15 protein-coding genes and 10 pseudogenes are annotated in these 20,214 nt (G+C 55.8%); 20 read left to right on the top strand and 5 right to left on the bottom strand.

Going from position 1 to position 20,214, the window contains the following annotated elements; all coding sequences use genetic code 11:
* Positions 1 to 114 precede the first annotated feature (114 nt).
* The 4 genes from JCM13583_RS12760 to sepF all read left to right on the top strand — a co-directional run bounded on the left by JCM13583_RS12760 (position 115) and on the right by sepF (position 2,033).
* A complete protein-coding gene (locus JCM13583_RS12760; protein WP_162509624.1) occupies positions 115 to 306 on the top strand; it encodes a hypothetical protein in 192 nt (63 codons plus the stop codon).
* A gap of 86 nt (positions 307 to 392) precedes the next feature.
* Positions 393 to 1,157: an MFS transporter gene (locus tag JCM13583_RS08035; protein ID WP_075057311.1), complete on the top strand. Its 765-nt coding sequence runs from the start codon at positions 393 to 395 to the stop codon at positions 1,155 to 1,157.
* A 24-nt stretch (positions 1,158 to 1,181) separates the two neighbouring features.
* Positions 1,182 to 1,436: a hypothetical protein gene (locus JCM13583_RS08030; RefSeq protein ID WP_075057310.1), complete on the top strand. Its 255-nt coding sequence runs from the start codon at positions 1,182 to 1,184 to the stop codon at positions 1,434 to 1,436.
* Positions 1,437 to 1,613: 177 nt separating this feature from the next.
* A complete protein-coding gene (gene sepF / locus JCM13583_RS08025; protein WP_075057309.1) occupies positions 1,614 to 2,033 on the top strand; it encodes a cell division protein SepF in 420 nt (139 codons plus the stop codon).
* A 326-nt stretch (positions 2,034 to 2,359) separates the two neighbouring features.
* On the opposite strand, the gene JCM13583_RS08020 is transcribed toward sepF, so the two are convergent.
* Positions 2,360 to 3,064 (bottom strand): MFS transporter, encoded by a 705-nt coding sequence (locus tag JCM13583_RS08020; protein ID WP_162509623.1) that lies wholly within the window; start codon positions 3,062 to 3,064, stop codon positions 2,360 to 2,362.
* A gap of 418 nt (positions 3,065 to 3,482) precedes the next feature.
* Between JCM13583_RS08020 and JCM13583_RS12755 the strand changes: the two are divergent.
* Positions 3,483 to 4,895, top strand: a pseudogene (locus JCM13583_RS12755) (APC family permease).
* Positions 4,896 to 4,937: 42 nt separating this feature from the next.
* Positions 4,938 to 5,120, top strand: a complete 183-nt coding sequence (locus JCM13583_RS08000) for a hypothetical protein (protein ID WP_075057304.1) — start codon at positions 4,938 to 4,940, stop codon at positions 5,118 to 5,120.
* Between the two features lie 2 nt (positions 5,121 to 5,122).
* On the opposite strand, the gene JCM13583_RS07995 is transcribed toward JCM13583_RS08000, so the two are convergent.
* The gene (locus JCM13583_RS07995; protein ID WP_075057303.1) at positions 5,123 to 5,476 is read right to left on the bottom strand and encodes a hypothetical protein; all 354 of its coding nucleotides are present in this window, start codon (positions 5,474 to 5,476) and stop codon (positions 5,123 to 5,125) included.
* A gap of 31 nt (positions 5,477 to 5,507) precedes the next feature.
* The gene (locus JCM13583_RS07990) at positions 5,508 to 6,011 is read right to left on the bottom strand and encodes an Lrp/AsnC family transcriptional regulator (RefSeq protein WP_075057302.1); all 504 of its coding nucleotides are present in this window, start codon (positions 6,009 to 6,011) and stop codon (positions 5,508 to 5,510) included.
* Positions 6,012 to 6,350: 339 nt separating this feature from the next.
* On the opposite strand from JCM13583_RS07990, the pseudogene JCM13583_RS07985 reads away from it, so the two are divergent.
* From JCM13583_RS07985 to JCM13583_RS07950, 8 genes and pseudogenes are all read left to right on the top strand, one after another.
* Positions 6,351 to 7,728: pseudogene (locus JCM13583_RS07985) on the top strand (aspartate aminotransferase family protein).
* A 347-nt stretch (positions 7,729 to 8,075) separates the two neighbouring features.
* The gene (locus JCM13583_RS07980; RefSeq protein WP_075057301.1) at positions 8,076 to 8,339 is read left to right on the top strand and encodes a hypothetical protein; all 264 of its coding nucleotides are present in this window, start codon (positions 8,076 to 8,078) and stop codon (positions 8,337 to 8,339) included.
* A gap of 25 nt (positions 8,340 to 8,364) precedes the next feature.
* The gene (locus tag JCM13583_RS07975) at positions 8,365 to 9,183 is read left to right on the top strand and encodes an ABC transporter substrate-binding protein (RefSeq protein ID WP_075057300.1); all 819 of its coding nucleotides are present in this window, start codon (positions 8,365 to 8,367) and stop codon (positions 9,181 to 9,183) included.
* A pseudogene (locus JCM13583_RS07970) lies at positions 9,105 to 9,308 on the top strand (hypothetical protein); the annotation flags it as partial. The gene JCM13583_RS07975 and the pseudogene JCM13583_RS07970, both read left to right, overlap by 79 nt.
* Positions 9,247 to 9,966 (top strand): ABC transporter substrate-binding protein, encoded by a 720-nt coding sequence (locus tag JCM13583_RS07965; RefSeq protein WP_162509622.1) that lies wholly within the window; start codon positions 9,247 to 9,249, stop codon positions 9,964 to 9,966. The pseudogene JCM13583_RS07970 and the gene JCM13583_RS07965, both read left to right, overlap by 62 nt.
* Positions 9,963 to 11,004: pseudogene (locus JCM13583_RS07960) on the top strand (ABC transporter permease). Before JCM13583_RS07965 ends, JCM13583_RS07960 begins: the two are co-directional and overlap by 4 nt.
* 65 nt (positions 11,005 to 11,069) lie before the next feature.
* Positions 11,070 to 11,955: pseudogene (locus tag JCM13583_RS07955) on the top strand (ABC transporter permease).
* A gap of 46 nt (positions 11,956 to 12,001) precedes the next feature.
* Positions 12,002 to 13,575: pseudogene (locus JCM13583_RS07950) on the top strand (aldehyde dehydrogenase family protein).
* Here JCM13583_RS07950 and JCM13583_RS07945 read toward each other — a convergent pair.
* Positions 13,535 to 14,916: pseudogene (locus tag JCM13583_RS07945) on the bottom strand (aspartate aminotransferase family protein). The pseudogenes JCM13583_RS07950 and JCM13583_RS07945 overlap by 41 nt on opposite strands.
* Positions 14,917 to 15,103: 187 nt before the next feature.
* Between JCM13583_RS07945 and JCM13583_RS07940 the strand changes: the two are divergent.
* From JCM13583_RS07940 to JCM13583_RS12740, 6 genes and pseudogenes are all read left to right on the top strand, one after another.
* Positions 15,104 to 16,266: pseudogene (locus JCM13583_RS07940) on the top strand (saccharopine dehydrogenase NADP-binding domain-containing protein).
* 21 nt (positions 16,267 to 16,287) lie between these two features.
* Positions 16,288 to 16,482: pseudogene (locus JCM13583_RS14365) on the top strand (ATP-binding cassette domain-containing protein); the annotation flags it as partial.
* Between the two features lie 145 nt (positions 16,483 to 16,627).
* A complete protein-coding gene (locus JCM13583_RS14055; protein ID WP_171823526.1) occupies positions 16,628 to 16,921 on the top strand; it encodes an ATP-binding cassette domain-containing protein in 294 nt (97 codons plus the stop codon).
* 77 nt (positions 16,922 to 16,998) lie between these two features.
* Positions 16,999 to 17,268 (top strand): hypothetical protein, encoded by a 270-nt coding sequence (locus tag JCM13583_RS12745; RefSeq protein ID WP_162509620.1) that lies wholly within the window; start codon positions 16,999 to 17,001, stop codon positions 17,266 to 17,268.
* Positions 17,269 to 17,301: 33 nt separating this feature from the next.
* Complete coding sequence (locus JCM13583_RS07930; RefSeq protein WP_162509619.1) at positions 17,302 to 18,129, top strand: dipeptide/oligopeptide/nickel ABC transporter ATP-binding protein; 828 nt, start codon at positions 17,302 to 17,304, stop codon at positions 18,127 to 18,129.
* Positions 18,021 to 18,272: a hypothetical protein gene (locus JCM13583_RS12740; RefSeq protein WP_171823525.1), complete on the top strand. Its 252-nt coding sequence runs from the start codon at positions 18,021 to 18,023 to the stop codon at positions 18,270 to 18,272. Before JCM13583_RS07930 ends, JCM13583_RS12740 begins: the two co-directional genes overlap by 109 nt.
* Here JCM13583_RS12740 and JCM13583_RS14050 read toward each other — a convergent pair.
* Positions 18,266 to 20,096 (bottom strand): annotated as a pseudogene (locus JCM13583_RS14050) (glycoside hydrolase family 15 protein). The gene JCM13583_RS12740 and the pseudogene JCM13583_RS14050 sit on opposite strands and share 7 nt — an antisense overlap.
* Between the last annotated feature and the right edge of the window lie 118 nt (positions 20,097 to 20,214).

Here is a 20,214-nt window from a genome sequence, read left to right as displayed (position 1 = left end):
CCTCTACGGGAACGAGGAGAACTACTCCGATACTGTGGTGGCGATAAGGGACCCAGAGGCCTCAAAGTCAACGGCCCTGCTCGCCGCGAAGGGCATAACGGTCTCCAGGGGGGGATGGGGGGGCAGCTGTCTGAGAGCATGGTCAGGGTGGGCAACATGGGTATCGTTGACGGTCACAGGATACTCGCTTTCCTGAGGGCGTACGCGGAGGTGAAGGGCAGGCACCTGGACCTGGACGAGGAACAGTTACCGGACAGCTGCTTGCTTCCAGATGGCCTGGTCAGTGAGGCCGGACAGACGGGCTGATGCGGGTATGGAGGTAGGCAGGAGGGCGCTGCTGTTCACATCGCTTGCTCACTTCCTGAACGACGGCACCACACTCCTTTTCCCCCGTGCTCCTCACCTACTATGTTGAGATCCCGGGGGGGACGTCTGTAACAGTCCTGGGGGGGCTCATGGCGGTGATCTACAACGTCATATCTGGCCTGTTCAGCGCACCGGTTGGAGTGGTGGCTGACAGGATCGACCGTGACAATGTCCTGATCTCCACTGGACTGCTGCTCAATGCACTGGCCATATTCATATTCGCCCTCCCGTTCCTGTTCGAGAGGTTCGCCCTGTACCTGATAGTTGCAGGCGTCGCCTCGCTGGGCTTCGGGCAGTCATTCTACCACCCCCCCGTGGGCGCAAGCGTACTATCAGGCGTGTACAGGAAGGGTGGCGGCGCGCCAAGGGCCATGGGCATCAACGGTTCATTTGGCAGCCTGGGGGGGCGTGCCATAACGCCCCCCCTGCTCATAGTGTCCCTCATTGCCCTCCTGAGGCCCTCACACTCCCTCTTCATACTCGCAGGCTACACTGCGGTCGGAGGGGGGGTCGCTGTGCTCCTGGGCCTCAGGCGTGTGAGGAGGTCTGCTCCCTCGGCTAACAGGGGGGGGAGAGGAAGAGGGTGCCGCTGGGCAGGTACAGGTCATTTATCCTACTCCTCACCTCGCTGGTTTTCATTAGGTCCATGTTCCTCCTTGGATCAACAACGTTCGTGCAGACTACCTGGATCTTATCTACGGGAGCAAGGCCCTTATGGGGGGGGACCTCCTAACCACCTCAATGGTCATAGCGGTTATGGGCCAGCCGTTCTTTGGCCATGTGGTGACTAGGATAGGGGGGGCAAGGCCACTGTCATGATCACGTTCATCCTGTCAACACTGTTCTTCACCCTCTTCATGTACTATTCAAAGTCCGTCATCCTCGCCGGTGTGTTCTACTCGCTGTTCGCCTTCACAGCATACACCCAGTTCCCGGTGCTCCTCGGGTACGTGGGGGGGCGTGTGGTCCCCCAGGGAGGTCAACACCACCTCCAACTCAATGGTCTGGGGGGGCGTAGGGCAGACGGTTGGCGGCGCAGCTGGAATTGCCTTCATCTCCCTCATGGATAAGGTCATCCCCCCTCTGGACTGCCATCTGGTTCTCAATACTCTTCGCTGTAGTCACTTCATTCATTATGCCCCCTGCTGCCATCCGACAGGGGGGGGAGCCCGTGGCCGACGGCGGTGCCTTGAAGGCATGATGTGAAAAGATATTATTGGGCGTAAACATGAGAGAATGATAGGGGGATGCCACTGTTCAGGAGGAGGGGGGGCCAGGAAGAGAGTCAGAGGGAGCCAAGGAGGTTCATAGACCTCAACGACGTGAAGGTGGAGGACGAGGAGGAGAGGCCGGTCTCATACGTTAGGGTCGCGGAGGTCAGGAGGACGGACGACCTCGGGCGCGTAAGGGACCTCGTGCACAGTGGGAACATTGTGATAGTGGACTGTACCCTTGTCTCCTCCGACGAGGTGGTGCTGAAGAGGATAATGGACGAGATGAGGATAATAAGCAGGGACGCCAACGGGGACGTGGCGGGCCTGTCAAAGTCACTCTTCGTTCTGACCCCCCCGCGGGATAAAGATAGACAGGAACAAGATCAGGAGCCAGGTTTGACACCAGTCCCGCCTGGCTGCCCCCCCTTATGGCGGAGTCTATGTTCATCCTGAGTATCACTGCGGTGCCAACGACCACTATGGCCGCAGCAGCTATGAAGTCGTAGGAGTAACCGACGTACTGTGCCATGTATCCAGATATGAAGGAGCCCGCGATCTGGCCTATCCCCCCCAGGAAGGAGTTGTAGAGGCCCACTGCCCAGCCCCCCCTTGTCTCCTGGTCGGCCATCCTGGTTACCGCTGTCACCTGCCCCCCCATGCCTATGAAGCTCCAGAGGCCACCTATTATGCTGTAGAATGCGACCATCACGTACATCCAGAGGTGAGTGGGGGGGGCTGCAAGCATGGCGATCACGGAGCTTGCAGAGAATATTAGGATCCTACTCCCGAGGGCCAGGGAGAGTGCCCTGGATATGCCTGATTTCCTGACCATCCTCCCCCGCCGGAACGTATGTGAGTGCGGTCATGGCACTGTTTCCCATGTACATCAGGAATACGATCAGCTGTGATGCTCCGTACCTGTCCACAAGGTACACCGGGTAAGGCACAAGGAACACCTGGAAGCCCACCATCAGGAGGCAGGCGCACGCTATGGTGGCCCACAGTTTTCCGGGCAGGTGCCTTGCGTTGCCTTCCCTGTAGGCAATGAAGTGCACTATGTGGCTCGGTGAGAAACGGTTCCTCTCGAGCACGCGTATGGAGAAGATGGAGGAGAGCCTCCTCCTCTCGAGTTTCTTCTCCGACTCCCTGAGGAGGAGGGCTGCCGAAATGGCTGAGACCAGGTAAATGGCTGATGAGTACACGTAAACCATTGTGAGTGCTCCGGGACTGCTGTTGATGAACGTTAACATGGTGCCCAGGCCCAGGCCTATGACCGTGCCCACGGCAGAGAGCATGTTGAACATGGCCATGACGTTGGGCCACAGCCTCTCCTCAGTGTTCTCCGCTATCAGGACCGTGGCCACGGGCACACTGGCGTTCGCAAGCACCTGGTAGAGCACGAGCACACCTATGTAGTCGTACACGTTCCTGACGAGGAGTATCAGGATAAGTGAGAGGAACGATCCTGCGAAACCAACTATGATGAAGGGCTTCCTGGCCTTTGTCCTGTCGGATAGGTTTCCCCCACAGTATCAGGGAGGGGGGGACAGATGCAGCCGAAGAGAGGGCGCTTGCCAGGCCCACATAGAAGACCGTGGAATGCAACAGGAGGACCGTATAGAGCGGGACCAGGGGGGGCGATATTATGCCGGAGGCAACGTTGGAAAGGAGGTAGCTCGCAAACCACTTTCTCTCATAGGCGCCCCCCCTGCCGGCCTCAGTGTTCATCCATGGGTCTCTGCCCGTAACTTCAGCCTGTATAATTTTATTTCTACCCTGGGTGCGTCTCCGGGAGCAAAGCTATATTTACATGTTACAGATCAGGCTGGCGTGACACAGTCTATCAGTAACGATTCACTTCCCAGGGGAGTGATAGGCCAGTTCAGGCTGGTGTGGCAGGCCATGGGAGCCCTATCCATAGCTGCTGACGCTGCTTACCTCCTCACCGGGGGGGTGGCCCTGTTCGCCCTGGGTGCCACTCCCCTGTCCATACTCCTCGGTGTCATATTCTACCTCTTCATAATGAACACCGGCTACCAGTTCTCAAAGTTCGTATCTTCCGCAGGCTCCTATTACAAGTTCGCGGCTCTGTCCCTGGGCGGTACGGTTGGCACATTCCAGGCCTGGAACATGATATTCTACACAACCCTGGGCTACGGGTCCTTCGGATTCCTCGGCCTGGCATCGTTCATAACTCTCATAGACCCCCCCAAATACTCTCTTCCTGAGTTCTGGATACCGGTTGCTGTTGCTGCGGCGCTGGTATCGTTCCTTCTCACTTACTTCGGGATAAGGGCATCCACGGACTACCAGATACTGGGGGGGCCTGATAGAGGTGGGCGTCATAATAGCAGGCTCCATCGCTATAATAGTGTCAGCGGGCCACAGCAACACGCTTGAGGTCTTCACCACCTCACTCCTCCCCCCCGGCGGAGTGTCTCAGCTCTTCTACTCGATGATCTACTCCGTTGTCCTCTTTTTCGGAACCACGCTTTCAGTGACGTCCCTGGCAGAGGAAACAAGGGAACCGGAGAAGTCCGTGACCCGCGCACTGATAACCACAACGGTGATTGCAGGGTTCACTCTGGTCCTTGTCTCCTACGCTTTCACCGTTGGCTGGGGGCCACGCGATATGTCATCGTTTGCAACCTCTCCGGACCCTGGCCTCATCCTATTCAGGGAACACGGCGTGTTGCTCTACGCCCTCCTCATCGCAGTTACGGTGAACAGCTTCATGGGATACAACATAGCGGTGAGCAACTCCAACTCCAGGGTCTACTACACCTTCGCCAGGGACGGCATACTCTTCCTCCCCCCCAGGTCGCTGGCCAGGGTGCACAGCAGGTACGGCTCACCCCCCCATGTATCGGCCACGTTTGTCCTTGTCGCCTCCCTTGTGGTCGCACTGGCCTTCGGCCTCGCCTTCGGGCCGGCAGAGGGTGGCCTCCTCATGCTGTACGCGAACGGTTACTGTGCATACCTTGAGCACATTGTAGCTCCATCGGCCTCCCAGTCATGGCCAGGAAGCGCGGGCAGTTCCGTGTGGTGCAGCACCTATTGTTCCCGGCGGTAGCGGTTGGTGTCCTGGGAGCGGTCATATTCTTCTCATTCTACCCGTCACCTCCCGCTTATCCCTTTGACCTCGCTGCATACATAGGCGTTGCATGGATACCGTTCTCCGCCATCATGGCAACTGTGGAGTACAGGCTGCACCCAGAAAGGGTTCTGGCAGCCGGTAGGGCGCCATCAGAAGCAGGTGGGGGGAGTGATCGAAATAGTTTTATAGAAGTTTTTACTTATATATATCGGTGGTAACAATGCGCTGGGCCTTCGGGGATTCCGGGCATTGTACTGCTGGTGGTGGGTGTAGTACTCGCCATACTGGGTGGAGTCAGGGTCCTCCATCCGATGCTCTGGTACATGGTGCCCGGCATCGTCGTGGCAGTGGTCGGCGCTGCCCTGACGGCACTGGGCTGGATTGGCTGGGGGGGAAAGAAGTCTCAGAACGTTGCTGGCAACCAGAAGGCCGGCACAACATGAGCTCACTTCTTTCCCTGGCTCTCCTTTTTTGCCTGCAAGGGCTTCACGTCGAACTTCACCCCTATCCTCTTGTTTATCATGTCCAGGTTCTTGATGACCTGCAGGCTGAACCTTTCAAGTTCCTCCGTACTTATCCCTAGCGCGTATGTTTCATGGTGCGGGGGGGCGCTGGCCGTAGGGCCCTCATCACTCTCTCCCTTTCCAGTTCCTCCCGATACCTCGAATCCCGCATCCACAGCCCTGGGGGGGGTGTTATCGACCTCAACCTTCCTGCCCCTCATGGAGGCCAGGCTGTAAGCCCAAAGGCAAATTGAAACTACGGAGAGGGCAATGGCAACTATGCTGATGTACTCCATGAGCTGAAGATTCGGAGTGGATTAAAATTTATCACTCGTTGCCAACGGAGGCATACTTGAGCGATTCACCCACATCTTCCTTTATTATCTTGAGAGCTATGGTCGTGTCACTCCTCTCCACGCCCTCGGTCTTGCTGAGCTCGTTCACGATCTGTTCCAGCTCGCTCTTCGTCTTAGTCCTTATGAGCACAACGAAGTCATTTATGCCGAGGACGAAGTAGACCGCCCAGACACCCTTTATCTTCGATATCCTCTTGCCAACCTCCTCCGCGTACTCTGGCCCGTACTTGGCCTTTATCAGGGAAATCGCTGTTATCTGGTTATCCACATAGTCCTTGTTGATTATCGGGATTATGCCCTGGAGGAAGTTGGCATCGCGCATCTTCTTGAGCCTGTTGTGCACCGTTGACTTTGAGATGCCAACCCTGTCCGCCAGAGACTGCAGGTTGGTGTCCTTGATATCAAACATTGCCTCAAGGATCTTCTTATCGGTCTCGTCAATAATAGTGTTGTAGTCTGTCGCCTTTGTTTCCATTGCACCATGGTAATGCTTTATTTGGTATTAAATCCATCGTCTTATTAAGCAAGGTGTAAAATAACCCTAACCGGAAGCTATGATATTTATTTTTTTATCTGTGTTCTAATACCGATCCCGGGTCGGAAATCCAGGGTAAACATCCAGGCGAATGGAAATGCCAGAGGACTCAGGCCGGATATCCGATCTGCCCCCCCATCAGGCCCTGAAACGGTTTTCAGAGTTAATCACATGGTTTCCGTTGGTTCTCTGGAAAATTTCACCTACACTCAGCTGAAGGGAAAAAACATAATAGATATACTGTGAAAAGTTAAAATAGTTACAGAGAATAGCCTCAGTATGGGCGCCATACAGGGTAGCACATACGACCGGGAAAGGGTATCCAGGGTTACCAAAGAGCATACATACGGCACATGGAGGAAGCAGGGCCCATGGAATCCACTGGTTGTTGAGAGGGCGGAAGGCGTCTACTTCTACGATAAGGATGGAAAGGCTTACCTTGACTTCTCCTCGCAGCTCATGTGTTCCAACCTCGGCCACAGCAACAGTAACGTGATTGAGGCAATGCACCGGCAGGCCGAGAAACTGGCATACATACAGCCCTCATACACAATCGATGCCAGGGCGGAGCTGGCAGAGGAGCTTTCTTCAGTCCTGCCAGGGAACCTGGACAGGTTCTTTTTCGGCACGAGCGGGACCGAGGCAAACGAGGCGGCTGTCAAGATTATAAGGATGTACAACTCTTCCAGTGGAAAGGTGAAGATAATATCCATGTACAACTCTTACCACGGCTCCACCGCAGCCAGCATATCGCTGACAGGTGACTTCAGGCGCATACAGGCTGAACCGGACTTTGGAATAAACGGCGTTGTCCACGCACCGCCCCCCCTACTGTTACAGGTGCCCGTTCGGCCTGAAATACCCTGACTGCGGCCTGGCCTGTGCTGATTATATTGAGTACATGATAAAGAACGAGGGGGAACGTCGGGGGGGGCCTGATCATGGAACCCGTGACCGGGACCAACGGCGTGGTGATACCCCCCCCACCCGGTACATGGAGAGGGTGAGGGAGATAACCGAGGAGAACGATGTTATAATGGTAACGGACGAGGTCATGTCGGGGGGGTGGGGGGGCAGGACAGGGGAATGGTTTGCGGTGGACCACTGGAACATAAAGCCAGATATACTCACCACCGCAAAGGGCATAACATCGGCATACTTCCCGCTCTCCCTCACGGCCACTGACAGGAGGATATCGGAGTACTTTGAGGACCACTACTTCGCACACGGCCACACTTATGAGGCGCACCCGGTTGGGATGGCTGCTGCGACAGCTGCAATAAGGGAGTACAAGCGCCTCAACCTTATAGAGAGGGCCAGGGAAATGGGTAAGTACCTGTCAGGCAGGCTGGAAGAGCTCAGGGAGAGGCACCCATCGGTGGGCGATGTGAGGTCCATAGGGCTTTTCGCTGCGGTTGAGATAGTGAGGAACAGGGAGACCAGAGAACCGTTCAACACTTACAGGGACAAGGTGGAGGGAAGGCCACTGATGACAGACAGGATAGCGTCAGAAATGATGAAGAAGGGCGTCTATGTGAACACCTGGGTCAGCCACTTCGTCATCGCGCCGCCACTCATAATCACAAAGGAAGAGATAGATGCAGGTGTCTCTGCAATGGACGATGCCCTGAGGCTCGCCGACTCGGAGGTGAAATGAGCGCACAGGCCTCTCAACCTCCAGGTCCTGTTTTTAGATCATGGGGTTGAGGCAGGCCTTAACCTTCAGCCCTTGGCCTATAACTATTCACGATCTTCATGCCGTTGCCCGTGATTGCTCTTCTCCCACATCTTGTACGCTTGAACTCACACAGTGTTTCAGTACGTCTACCTCCGCCCTGGCAAAATCTAAATAGTGGAGAGAATAACCTCTCATCTTCATGGAAGTGACCTTATGTCCTGTTGGATGTAAATATTTTCAGCATTACAGGCCTATTTATGTAAAAAATCCTTGGAGGACTTTAGATATGAAAACATATAAATATTTGGATTGGAATATTCTGAAATATGAAGGTATCAACAATCGCGATCATAGTCGTTGTCGTAGTGATCGTGGCAGGGGGGGTGGCTGCTTTTGAGATCCACAGGCCCCACTCGCAGGTAACAACGCCATCGGTGATCGTTGAGGGCTCGGCAAAGGCACCGGGCCACCTTGACCCGGCCGTGACGTTCAGTACCGCTGGATGGGAGATAGCGAACCAGATATACCAGGGGCTTGTGGCCCCCCCAACGGCACCAGCGAGGACACTTACGTTGGTGTGCTTGCAGTGAACTGGAGTGTATCCCCCCCAATGGCATGCACTACACATTCTACCTCAGGCACAACGTGACATTCAGCAACGGATACCCGTACAATGCCTACGTGCAGTGGTACTCCATGTACAGGACGATAATAATGAACCAGGCACCATCCTTCATCCTGTCGCAGAACTTCAACTACTCTAACGGCGTTAATTTCACAGTCACGCCGCAGGAACTGAACACTTTCAACTTCACTGACCCCAATGCGAGTGAGCTGCAGGTGATGGAGTACCCGTACCAGTCCTTCCAGGTGATAAACAAGTATGAGATCAGGCTGAACCTCGGTTACGGTTACAACGGGGATGTGCCATTCAACTCTCTCCTCGCCACTCTGACAACTCCCATGGCCGCAGCTGTTGACCCTGCATATGTGGATGCGCACGGTGGCGTCCAGTACGGAACGATAAACTCATACATGACGACCCATGCGCTGGGGACAGGGCCATACGTGCTGGAAAAGTACGTCCCGGGACAGACAGCTGTCTTGGAGGCAAACCCGCACTACTGGGCATACAATATAAGCAGCAGCCAGTGGAACTACGCCATCCACCCGCCCTACGTGAAGGAGATCGTGATAGACTACCAGCCAGTGTCCACCTCAATATCTGCAGCCAAGGCGGGCCAGCTGCAGGTAATAGACGATCCCTCAACGCAGTATTACAGCACGCTCAAGTCACTCCCAGGCTTCAACGTCACTGTGCTGCCAGTGCAGTTCGGTAGCTCCGAGGGGGGGGCATACTGGGTCTACATGGACCGTACGGCTACAAGCCGTTCTACAACCTCGATGTCAGGGCAGCGGTCGTTTATGGAATAAACTACACAGGGATAATAAGCACGGTGTTCCACGGCCTGGCCACCCAGTGGATAGGCCCGATACCTGCCGGGTTCCCGTATTACAGCAACGTCACCTCAGGCCTGCAGAACTACACATACAACCCCCACACTGGCCGCAGAATACCTGGCGAAGGCAGGATACGAGGCCAAATTCCCCAACGGCACAGTGGTTAACAAAAACAACCCGCTGCCACCAGTCAACTTCACATTCAACTCGGGCTCAACATCGCAGTCAGAAGAGGCGCAGATAATAATATCTGACCTCAACGCAATTGGGTTTGACATAACATCTGACGGTGTCACGCACAGTGCCTGGGAGAGCATAATTTACTCCACGGACAACAGCACCAGCGGGTTGACATACCCGATGGGCATAGGCTACTACACTGAAGACTACACAGCCAGCTCTGACTACGCGACCGCCATAATGGACGAGAGCTATGTGGAGGCACCCTGGTTCAATGAGACCATGTTCAACCTTACGGTGAACGGCACCTCGACGTACAACACCCAGTACATAGTGCAGAACTACACGGAGCTCGTCCACGCAGTCTACCACCAGTACTGGTTTGCATGGCTCAACATACCCTACATGCTTGCAGTCCATGTGGACACGCTCACAGGCTTCATAGAGAACCCAGCCGGGTCAGCTGCAGGTTACTTCATGTTCTGGAGCGACGTGCACTACACCTCACAGACATCCTATCTCCCCCCTGACGTGCAGATGATGGCTGCTACCAGGGAGGGTGAGGGGGGGATCTGATCTCTAGGCGTGAGCTCGCAGTCTACATCTCAAAGAGGGTGGCCGAGGGCATACTCCTGCTCATCGGGACGATAATAATCGTATTCCTGATCTCACACCTACTGAGCCCGGATCCTGCCAGGCTCTGGGCTGGCCCTAAGGCCAGGGCCTCCACGGTGCAGTACGTGATACAGGAATACCACCTCAACGCCCCCCCGATCTATGTCCAGCTCGGAATCTTCCTTAAGTCTTACCTAACGGGCAACTTCGGCATCGACCCGGAGACGGGCAAGTCCGTCCTCTCCGAGATAGAGTTCTATTTTCCCAACACACTGGAGCTGGTCATAGCATCCTTCGTGATCCTTATCATCCTGGGCGTGGGCCTAGGATACATCTCTGCCATGAACTTCGGCAACAAGAAGGATTCTGCAATAAGGGTTTTCTACCTGGCCTCATGGGCCACACCAACGTTCCTTGGCGCTGCACTCGCAATAATGGTACTTTCATCCGACCTGGGCCTGTTCCCGATAAGTGCATGTACTCACCAACGCTGACCCCCCCTCCTCCGAGGATAACTGGCATATTCGTCCTGGACTCGCTTATAACCGGCCACTTCCAGGACTTTGTGAACGGGATGTACCACCTGATACTCCCGGCCCTCACCCTGGCGTTCCTGAACTTCGGCTGGTAACCAGGATCACGAGGTCGGGCATACTCAACGTGAAGTGGCTGCCATATGTCAAGACAGCGTACGCCAAGGGCATCGATGAGAAGCTCGTGCAGAGGAGGCACATCCTCAGGACCGGGTTGATAGAATCGAACACTGTCATAGCTGTGATGTTCGGGTGGCTCGTGTCCGGCACGGTTGTTGTCGAGGAGCTCTTTTCATGGCCAGGCATCGGCAGGTTCGCCTACAACGCAGTGGTTTCAGACGACTACCCTGCCCTGGTTGCGGTTGTTGTTGTGTTCACCGCTGTTGTTATCATAGTGAACCTCATAGCAGACATACTCTACGCCGTCCTAGACCCAAGGATAACGCTCTCGGGTGATGCCAGGTGAAGCAGGCAGGGCTAATTGGGGGTGCAAGGAAGGTCCTCGGGGACATCTACCAGAACAGGCTGTCCATGGCTGGGCTTGTCCTGTCAGCCTTTTTCGTATTGCTGGCAGTGCTTTACTCCATACTGGGCACCAGATGGTGCCCTACAACCCGTACCGCCTCGACCTTTCCGCTGCGAACCTCCCCCCCCGAGCATGCAACACATCTTCGGCACGGATGCCCTGGGCCGAGACATATTCTCGAGGATAATCGCGGCCATGCCCATAGACATGGCCATGCCGGCAGGTATAGTCCTCTTCTCCCTCCTCATCGGCATACTCCTGGGCAGCATCGCCGGCTACTTCAGGGGGGGCGCGGCGGAAGAGGTGATAATGAGGCTCACCGACCTGTTCCTCGCATTCCCCCCCAGCATAATCATGGCCCTTGCAATAGCCGCCACGCTCGGGCCGAGCATCCCGCACGCCATGCTTTCGGTCATGATAGTGTGGTGGCCGCCCTATGTGAGGCTGGCAAGGGGGAGTGTCCTGGAGGTCACAGCGCAGGACTTCGTGACAGCCTCGAAGGCCATGGACCTATCGTTCCCCTACATCCTGCGCCATGACATACTGCCGAACATACTGCCCACAATGATCGTGTATGCCACCATGGACTTCGGCACCGCGCTCCTCACGATCTCCACTCTGGGCTTCCTCGGCGTTGGCATACCGGTGGGCACTCCGGAACTGGGCCTCATGGCCTCGTCCCTGACAACAACTCTTTACACATACCCGTGGGAGGGCCTTATACCTGCAGCCTTCATATTCCTCATCGTGCTGGGCTTCGGCTTGCTCGGAGAGGGCCTCAGGGACGCCCTGGACGTGAACCTCAGGCCGCACATCATCAGGCGCGTGCCCAGGAAGGCCGACGAGGATAGGCCGCTGGTACTTATAAAGGACACCGGCCAGTCAAATTAAAAAAAATTTATTAGGTGAACATTACATATAGACATATTATAGGTAGATGACCATGACGGTGGAAAAATTTAGTGAGAACATGATGTACATAGGTGGCGAGTGGTCGCAGTCATCCGACGGGAGCACCTACAGCCTTGTGAATCCGGCTACAAGGGAGGATATCGGGAGGGTCCAGAGGGGGGGCACGGTGGAAGATGTCAGGAGGGCCATAGATGCGGCCAGGGACGCGTTCGACCACGGCCCATGGCCGAGGATGACGCCGGCCGAGAGGGCTGAGATCGTCTACAGGCTGGCTCAGATGATCGAGAGGGAGAAGCAGGAGTTCATGAGGCTGGAGGTGCTCAACACGGGAAAACCCGTGAAGCAGGCCGCAGACTACGATATCGGGGGGGCCACCATAGACAACATAAAGTTCTTCGCTGGCGCATCGAGGGTTGAGAACGGCATAGCGGCCCATGAATACCTGCAGGAGGGCACCAGCATCCTGAGGCGTGAGCCCGTGGGCGTGGTCGGTGTCATAGTCCCATGGAACTACCCGCTCATGATGGTGGCCTGGAGAGCAATACCACCACTCCTGATGGGCAACACCGTGGTGCTCAAGCCCGCATCAAACACGCCGCTCACTGCTATCAAGCTCGCATCCCTCATACATTCACTGGGCATACCCAAGGGGGGGCCTTCAACCTGGTCACGGGACCAGGGTCAGTGATCGGGGGGGAGGAGATCTCGAGGAACAGCAAGGTAGACATGATAGCATTCACAGGTTCCACGGAGGTGGGCTCCAGGATAGCATCCCTGGCCTCGTCCACGGTCAAGAAGCTGTCCCTGGAGCTGGGCGGCAAGGCACCTTTCATAGTGTTCGAGGACGCGGACATCGAGGCCGCAACCGAGGGTGCCGTTGTGGGCTCACTCATGAACACTGGCCAGGACTGCGGTGCGGCCACCAGGCTGTACGTGCACGAGAGTGTCTATGACAGGTTCCTTGCAAGGCTGCTGGAGAAGCTGAGGAAGGTCAGGGTCGGCGATCCAATGGACCCGAAGACGGACATGGGGGGGCCGGTGGTGTCGGAGGACCAGTTCAGGCGTGTGAACGGTTATATAGAGGTAGCGAGGAGGGAGGGCAACGTGGTGCTCGATGGCTCCGGCAATGGCGAGAGGGGGGGCTTCTTCCTGAGGCCCACAGTTGTGGAGGTGGATAACGATGGTGCACGCGTGGTGCAGGAGGAGATATTCGGGCCAGTCCTGTCGGTGCTCCGCTTCTCCACATACCAGGAGGCCATAGAGAGGGCCAACAACGTGGTGTACGGCCTGGCATCCTCCGTCTGGACAAGGGATGTGGCAAGGGCCATGAGGGCCTCCAGGGACCTGAGGTTCGGCACCGTCTGGGTCAATGACCACGCCCCGATACCGTCGGAGATGCCCTGGTCACCCCCCCTCAAGCGCTCGGGCTTCGGTGCCTCCACATCGATCTTCTCACTGGAGGAGTTCACGAACCCCCCCAAGCACGTCTACGTCGACATATCTGGAAAAATAAGGAAGTCCTGGTACTACCAGATATACGGGGGGAGCCATGAGGAGGTCACTCCTCCTTCTCCCTGTATTCCTTCAGGCTCTCCCTGAGTGCATGATGAAGGCATCTATGTCTTCTTCCGTGTGCTGCGTGGAAAGGGGTATCCTCTCGAACATGTCCGGGTGCAGGTATATGCCCCTCCTGAGCATGTAGCGCTGCAGCTTCTTGTACTTCTCCCAGTCGCTGTCAATGCTCTCCCTGTAGTTCCTGACACTCTTCCTCTTGGTGAATATGAAAGACAGGAGGCCTGTCTCCCATGTGACCAGTATGTCCTCGTCAAGCTCGTCCGCAACCTCCTCAATGCCCTTGGCCATCTTCCTTGTGATCCTCTTCAGGTACCTGTAGGGCTCGAAGTCGTTGTAGGCCAGCAGCCTCAGGTTCTCGAGTGCGCCCGCCAGTGCAATCGGAGACGCGAAGTAAGTGCCGCCGTACGCAACGCCGTTTCCTATCAGTTCCATGTACTCTTTCTTTCCGGATATTGCTGATATTGTGAGCCCGTTGCCCAAGGCCTTGGCCCATGTGGAGAGGTCTGGCTGAACCCCGTAGAGCTTCTGTGCACCACCCTCGCTCACCCTGAAGCCAGTTATGACCTCGTCCATTATCATGAGTATGTTGTACTCATCAGCGAGTTCCCGCACGGCCCTAAGGTAGTCGTCGTCCGGCAGTATCACGCTGGAGTTGGCCATTATGGGCTCCATTATTATGGCCGCTATCTCGTTGCCCCCCCTTATCTTCAGTATCCTCTCCAGGCTCTCCACGTCGTTCCAGTTCGCAACAACCACGGTGTCGAGGACCTCGCTCGGTATGCCAGCTGTGTATGCCAGTGGCCTCGGGAACCACCTCAGGCCGCTCACAACCGGAGGCGACTCCACGGAAATCGCCGCATAGTCGTGAAGGCCATGGTAGTGCCCCCCCTCGAACTTCAGTATAACGTCTTTGCCGGTTGCAGCCCTGGCGATCCTGATCGCATTGAACGTGGCGTCGGAACCGCTCAGTGCAAATATCACCCTGTCCTGGTTCGGCACAAACTTCATGAACATTCTTGCAAGCTTGTATTCCAGCTCGTTTGGCGCACCGAACAGGTACCCGTTCCTCATCTGTTTCTTCACTGCGTTGTTTATCTTGGGGGGGTGCGAGTGCCCGTTGATCAGCGGCCCGAAGGCCATGAGGAAGTCTATGTACTCGTTTCCGTCAACATCCCATATTCTGGACCCCTTGCCCCCCCTCTGTATGAACAGCGGGTACGGGTCCCACGAGGACGTCCTCATCAGGGAACTTGCCCCCCCGCTGGGTATAAGCTTCTTCTGCCTCTCAAAAAGCCTCTCAGACCTGGAGGAGTTCCACTCCCTCCGAGTGTGACTTTCCGATCGGTTCAGGTTTTCTGCCTCCATAAAATATCATCGATATGTGTATTGCCTTCTGGGTATATGTAGTTTTTTGATCCATCGGCATTTTGCTGTAATTTTTCTATATCACTGGGTCTGCTACTTTTTTATTTTTCCAGCAAACGAGTTTGCTGGATACAATTTTCAAAGGTCGATCGACAACTATTTATTTGTCAATACACTGTAAACAAGTATGAAGTTTGCCGTGGTGGGAGGCTCTGGGATCACTGGGAGCGCGGCCATAAGGGATCTCCTGGCCAGCAAGGATACAGAGCACATCCAGGTCATTGACCTCCAGGAGAAGAGGTTTGAGGACCCCCAGGGTATCATTCAGGCGGGTGGACATCAGGAACCACGAGGAGCTCTCCAGGACCCTGAAGGGCTCGGACGTGGTGATAAACGCGGCGCAGTATTACTTCAACCTGGACGTCATGAAGGCCTGCCTGCAGGCGAAGGTGCCATACATAGACTTCGGCGGCCTGTTCCACATGACAAGGAAACAGATGGAGCTCGACGACACCTTCGCCAGGGAGGGTGTGCTGGCCATAATAGGGATGGGGGGGCACAGCCGGGCATATCCTCCGTGGCGGCATCTTATGCGGTGAACAGGATGGATACCGCAGAGAGCGTGGTAATAAGGGACGGGTGGGCGGACAGGACGCCAAACGCCCCGTACTTGTTCACATGGTCACCGCTGACAATGATTGACGAGATGACCATGAACGCCGTCCACTTCGAGGACGGCAAGTTCGTGGAGAGCCCTCCCCCCCTCTCAAGGTCTGAGGTCTATGACTTCGGCCCTGAAATAGGGCAGTTTGCAGTTTACAGGACACTGCACTCTGAGATAGCGACCATGCCTGAGAGTTTCAGGCAGAAGGGCATAAGGTACGTGGAGTGGCTGGAGGGCAGCAGGGATATACTGCTCCTGAAGCAGGTTGTGGACATGGGCTTCGGCTCCACGGAGAAGGTCAAGGTCAATGGTGCCGAGATAGTGCCTAGGGAATTCTTCATAAACTTCCTGAGGCAGCAGGGCAAGCTCACGCCGCCAGAGGGCATCCAGGTCATGGACTATGAGAGGACTGTTGTGGAGGTAAGGGGGGGCAAGGAAGCTGGAAGGGAGAAGAGGGTCGTGATCACTGTTGACTTTAAGTATGACGAGAGGCTGAGGATGTCGGCATCGCAGAAACAGGTGGGCGTGCCGGGATCAATAGTTGCACAGATGGTGGCCTCGGGCACAATAAAGGGGGGGAAGGGCGTGAAGCCTCCGGAGCAGATAGTCCCTCCGAAGCTCTTCTTCCTGAACTGGCCAAGAGGGACATAAAGGTCAGGTCCGTGGAGGCCAGCGACCTGAACTAGGGGGGGGTGATAGCAGGCCTTATGTATGTTGAAGGCTACAGGATGGGTGAGTTGAACGACAGCATAGTGGCCGTGGAAAACCTCAACGTGAGTTTCTTATCCGACGGCCAGAGGTTGCCTGTTCTCAGGGACATAAACATGGAAGTGAGGAAGGGCGAGAGGGTCGGCATTGTTGGCGAGAGCGGTTCTGGCAAGTCGACCCTTGCGAACGCCATCATGGGCCTCCTGGATTCTCCACCCGCCGTGCACGAATCCGGGGGGGCGATAAGGTTCAAGAACGAAAAGGTCGGGCCGACCCTCAAGGAGGGTGGCAACAGGTTCAGGGGGCAGGGGCGTGTCTATGGTGTTCCAGGAGCCACTGGTGTCCCTCAACCCCGTGTACACGGTAGGCTTTCAGCTCATGGAATCCCTTTCGGTAAAGGATCCGGGAGTGACGCAGAAGGGGGGGAGGAGGAAGGAGGCCCTGAAGAGGATAGTGCGCACACTGGCAGATATGAACATAGAGAACCCAGAGGGCATACTGGAAAAGTACCCCCCACCAGCTCTCCGGGGGGGCATGAGGCAGAGGGTAGCGATAGCCTCGGCGCTCCTGCAGGAACCTGAACTGCTCATAATGGATGAGCCAACGACCGGCCTGGATGCCTGGTCCAGCTGAAGATAATATCCCTCATTGAGAAGATCAGGCGGGAGACTGGGGGGGTTAGCCTTCTAATAATTACGCACGACATATCTGTGGCAGCCCAGCTGTGTGACAGGATATACGTTATGTACGCAGGGAGGGTTCTGGAATCTGGGCCCGCGGAGGAGATAATCGAGAGGCCCATGCACCCGTACACGAAGACGCTGATGTCCTCTATACCGCATGGCTTTTACGATTCACCTGACCTCCCGGTATCGCAGGGGGAACCTCCGGACCTCAGGCACCTGCCCCCCCTGGCTGCCCGTTCCAGCCGCGCTGCCCGCTCTCCTTCGAGAAGTGCGTCAGCATGCCTCCAGATGTAACTGTCAATGACAGGATGGTGAAGTGCTGGTTGTATGCCAGGTGAATACATACTCGATGTTAGGGACCTGGTTGTCAGGTTCAGGGTTAAGGGTAGGGGGGGCTTCACCGAGGCCCTCAAGGGCGTCTCGTTGGGCGTGAGGCGCGGAGATTCCTACGGCATAGTGGGGGGGGAAACAGGCTCAGGCAAGTCCACACTTGCTAAGACCATATTGGGCATAAACAGGCCGACCTCAGGAAGCATTTACCTTGAAGGGAGGGAGATCGATTACTCTTCGAGCAAGGACGTCAGCCTAGCAAGGAGGAACATAGGCATAGTGTTCCAGGACCCTGTGGGTTCACTTAACCCCCGGGAGCCGGTGTACAGGATAATAAGGGCAGGGCTCATAAATTCAGATGTGCCGAAGGACCGCTACGAGGAGAGGATAGTTGAGATATCCAGGCAGGTGGGGGGGATCCCTCAGGGCAAACTGTGGTCCTATCCAGGACAGCTGAGCGGAGGTGAGAAGCAGAGGGTCTCCATAGCCCGTGCACTCGTTGCACCGAAGAAGATCCTGATCCTGGACGAACCCACAAGCTCGCTAGATGTGAGTATCCAGGCGGAGATACTCAACCTACTCAGGGACCTCAGGAGGTCAATGTCCATCACATTCATCTACATATCACATGACATAAACGTCATACGCTTCATGTGCAACAGGGTGTCCGTGCTGTACTACGGGAAGGTGGTGGAGTGCGGGGGGAGACGAAGACCGTGCTCTCGTCACCGGCCCACCCGTACACCAGGGTGCTCACCGGGAGCGTGCTGGGCATACAGAGGTCTGAGATACAGGCATCAGACAGCGTTGCAGGCGGGCATGTGAGCACGGAGGGAGGCTGCATTTTCAGGAAGGTGTGCCCATCGGCATTTGAGAAGTGCAGTGTGGAGCCAGCACCCACGGCCCTGGATGGTGACCACAGCGTGTGGTGCCACATATACGAGAAGAGCGAGGAGGTCTATCAGTAGTACCTGGAAAAGTCTATTATCTTCCTGGTGTCGATGGAATTCCCGCTCTTCCCGTTCTTCCTCTTGAGCACCTCGTTGAGCTTTGTGGCAACCCTGATCACGCCGAGGTGGGTTATGGCCTGCGGGAAGTTGCCTATGAGCTCTCCCGTGTTCAGGTCCACCTCCTCGGAGAAGAGCCCCCCCAGGACATTGGCCTTGTCAAGCAGCGATTCGAACACTTCCTTTGCCTCCTCCACCCTGTTCAGTATGATTAGGTCCTCCACATACCAGAAGGAGAGGAGGAGGAACGGGTTGTCTGGGCATGCGAAGCCATCGTCTTCGGTGTACCTCTTGAAGAGGAAGTTCCTGACCATCAGTTCCTTCTCTATCCTCTCAACAGTGCCCGTTATCCTCGGGTCATCCGGAGGCAGGAAGCCCACCATGGGTATCCTGAGGAGAGCCGCGTCCACGCTCTTCGACCCGTAGTACTGCGTGAAGCTGTTCAGCTCAGGGTCATAACCGTTCCTGAGTATGTCCTCCTTGATCTCGTCTGCCGTGGCCTTCCACTTCCTGTAGGGCCCGGAGAACCCCCCTCCTCCCTGCCCATCTCTATTGCCCTCGTGAACGCAACCCAGCACATCAGCTTGGAATAGACATAGTGTTTGGGCTCTGTCCTGAACTCCCATATGCTCGAATCCGGGTTCCTCCATATCTTCGAGATCTTGTCAAGGGTCTCCCCCCCAACGAAGTCCCACAGGTAGGAGTTTATGAGGCCCCCCCTATCTTGTGCAGGTGGTACACTGCATTTATTATGGACCCGTACTCGTCCAGCTGGAGCTGCTCAGAGGCCTTGTTACCTATCCTGACTGGCCTCGAGAACCTGTACCCCCCTCGAGGTCGAGTTCCTCCTCGTTCAGGTTCGAATCCTCGTTTATGCTGTATATTGTCCTTATCCTGCCCTCCCTCTCTATTATGTGCATCAGGTCATAGAGGAACTTGGTGGCCTCCCTCTTGTAGCCTATCATTGCCAGGGCCTCTATGACGTATGCGGTGTCCCTTATCCAAGTGTACCTGTAATCCCAGTTCCTCTCTCCACCCACACACTCCGGGAGGCTCGTCGTGGGTGCGGCAACCATCAGGCCGGTTGGCTCGTAGAACAGGCCCTTCAGGGTAAGTGCGGATCTGATGACATCCCCGTGGTAGAGGCCGTTATAGGTGCTCTGGTTGCACCACTTCTGCCAGTAGTTCACAGTTTCCTCGAGCCTCTCGTAGGACTTGTAGTCAGATATCTTTCCTATGTGGTCCACACCGTGGAGTGCCACGAACCAGTTCGCACTCCTCCTGGGCAGGTGCAGTGTGCCGCTGAGCCTGTCATTGAACCTCTCCAGCTTGAAGGGTAGGGCGAGGCCAACGCTCTCCCTGGTGTCCTTGAACACGTAGCCGTGCTTCCTCTCCTCTATCCTTGCACTCTTCCTGCCGTAGTCGAAGGCCACCTTGAATGATACCTCAACATCCACCTCCTCCGAGAGCGTCTCCACAAGCCTGTGTATCTCTGGAAAACTGATGGTGGAGTACTCCGATGTGGGCATGAAGTCCGTTATCCTCAGTATGACCTTGTTGTTCCTCACGAACTCCGTGATCAGTACGTTAGTGAAGTCCTTGTATGACTGGTGGACATAGAGGTTGGAGGTGTCCAGGGGGGGCGTGATGCGGAAATAGCCCCCCCCTTCTTCCTGTCCAGTATCGAGAAGAATACGGGGGGGGTGAGTTGAAGTTGGGCAGGCACGCCCAGTCGATTGTGCCGTTCATGCTCACCAGGGCAGCAGAACGGTTGTTGGCAATCATCCCGTGGTTGCCGATCTTTGTGAATCCATCAACGTCTATTTCGTCGTAGGGAGTTAAACCCCCCCTGAAACCCAATGGGATCTACCGGCCTTGACTAGGGAATCTCATTATATCAACG

The sequence above is a fragment of the Thermogymnomonas acidicola JCM 13583 genome, from assembly GCF_001316105.1.
In the GTDB taxonomy this organism is placed as follows: Archaea; Thermoplasmatota; Thermoplasmata; order Thermoplasmatales; family Thermoplasmataceae; genus Thermogymnomonas; species Thermogymnomonas acidicola.
The sequence above is the reverse complement of the archived record's forward strand: the minus strand, read 5'-3'. Positions and strand labels throughout refer to the sequence as shown.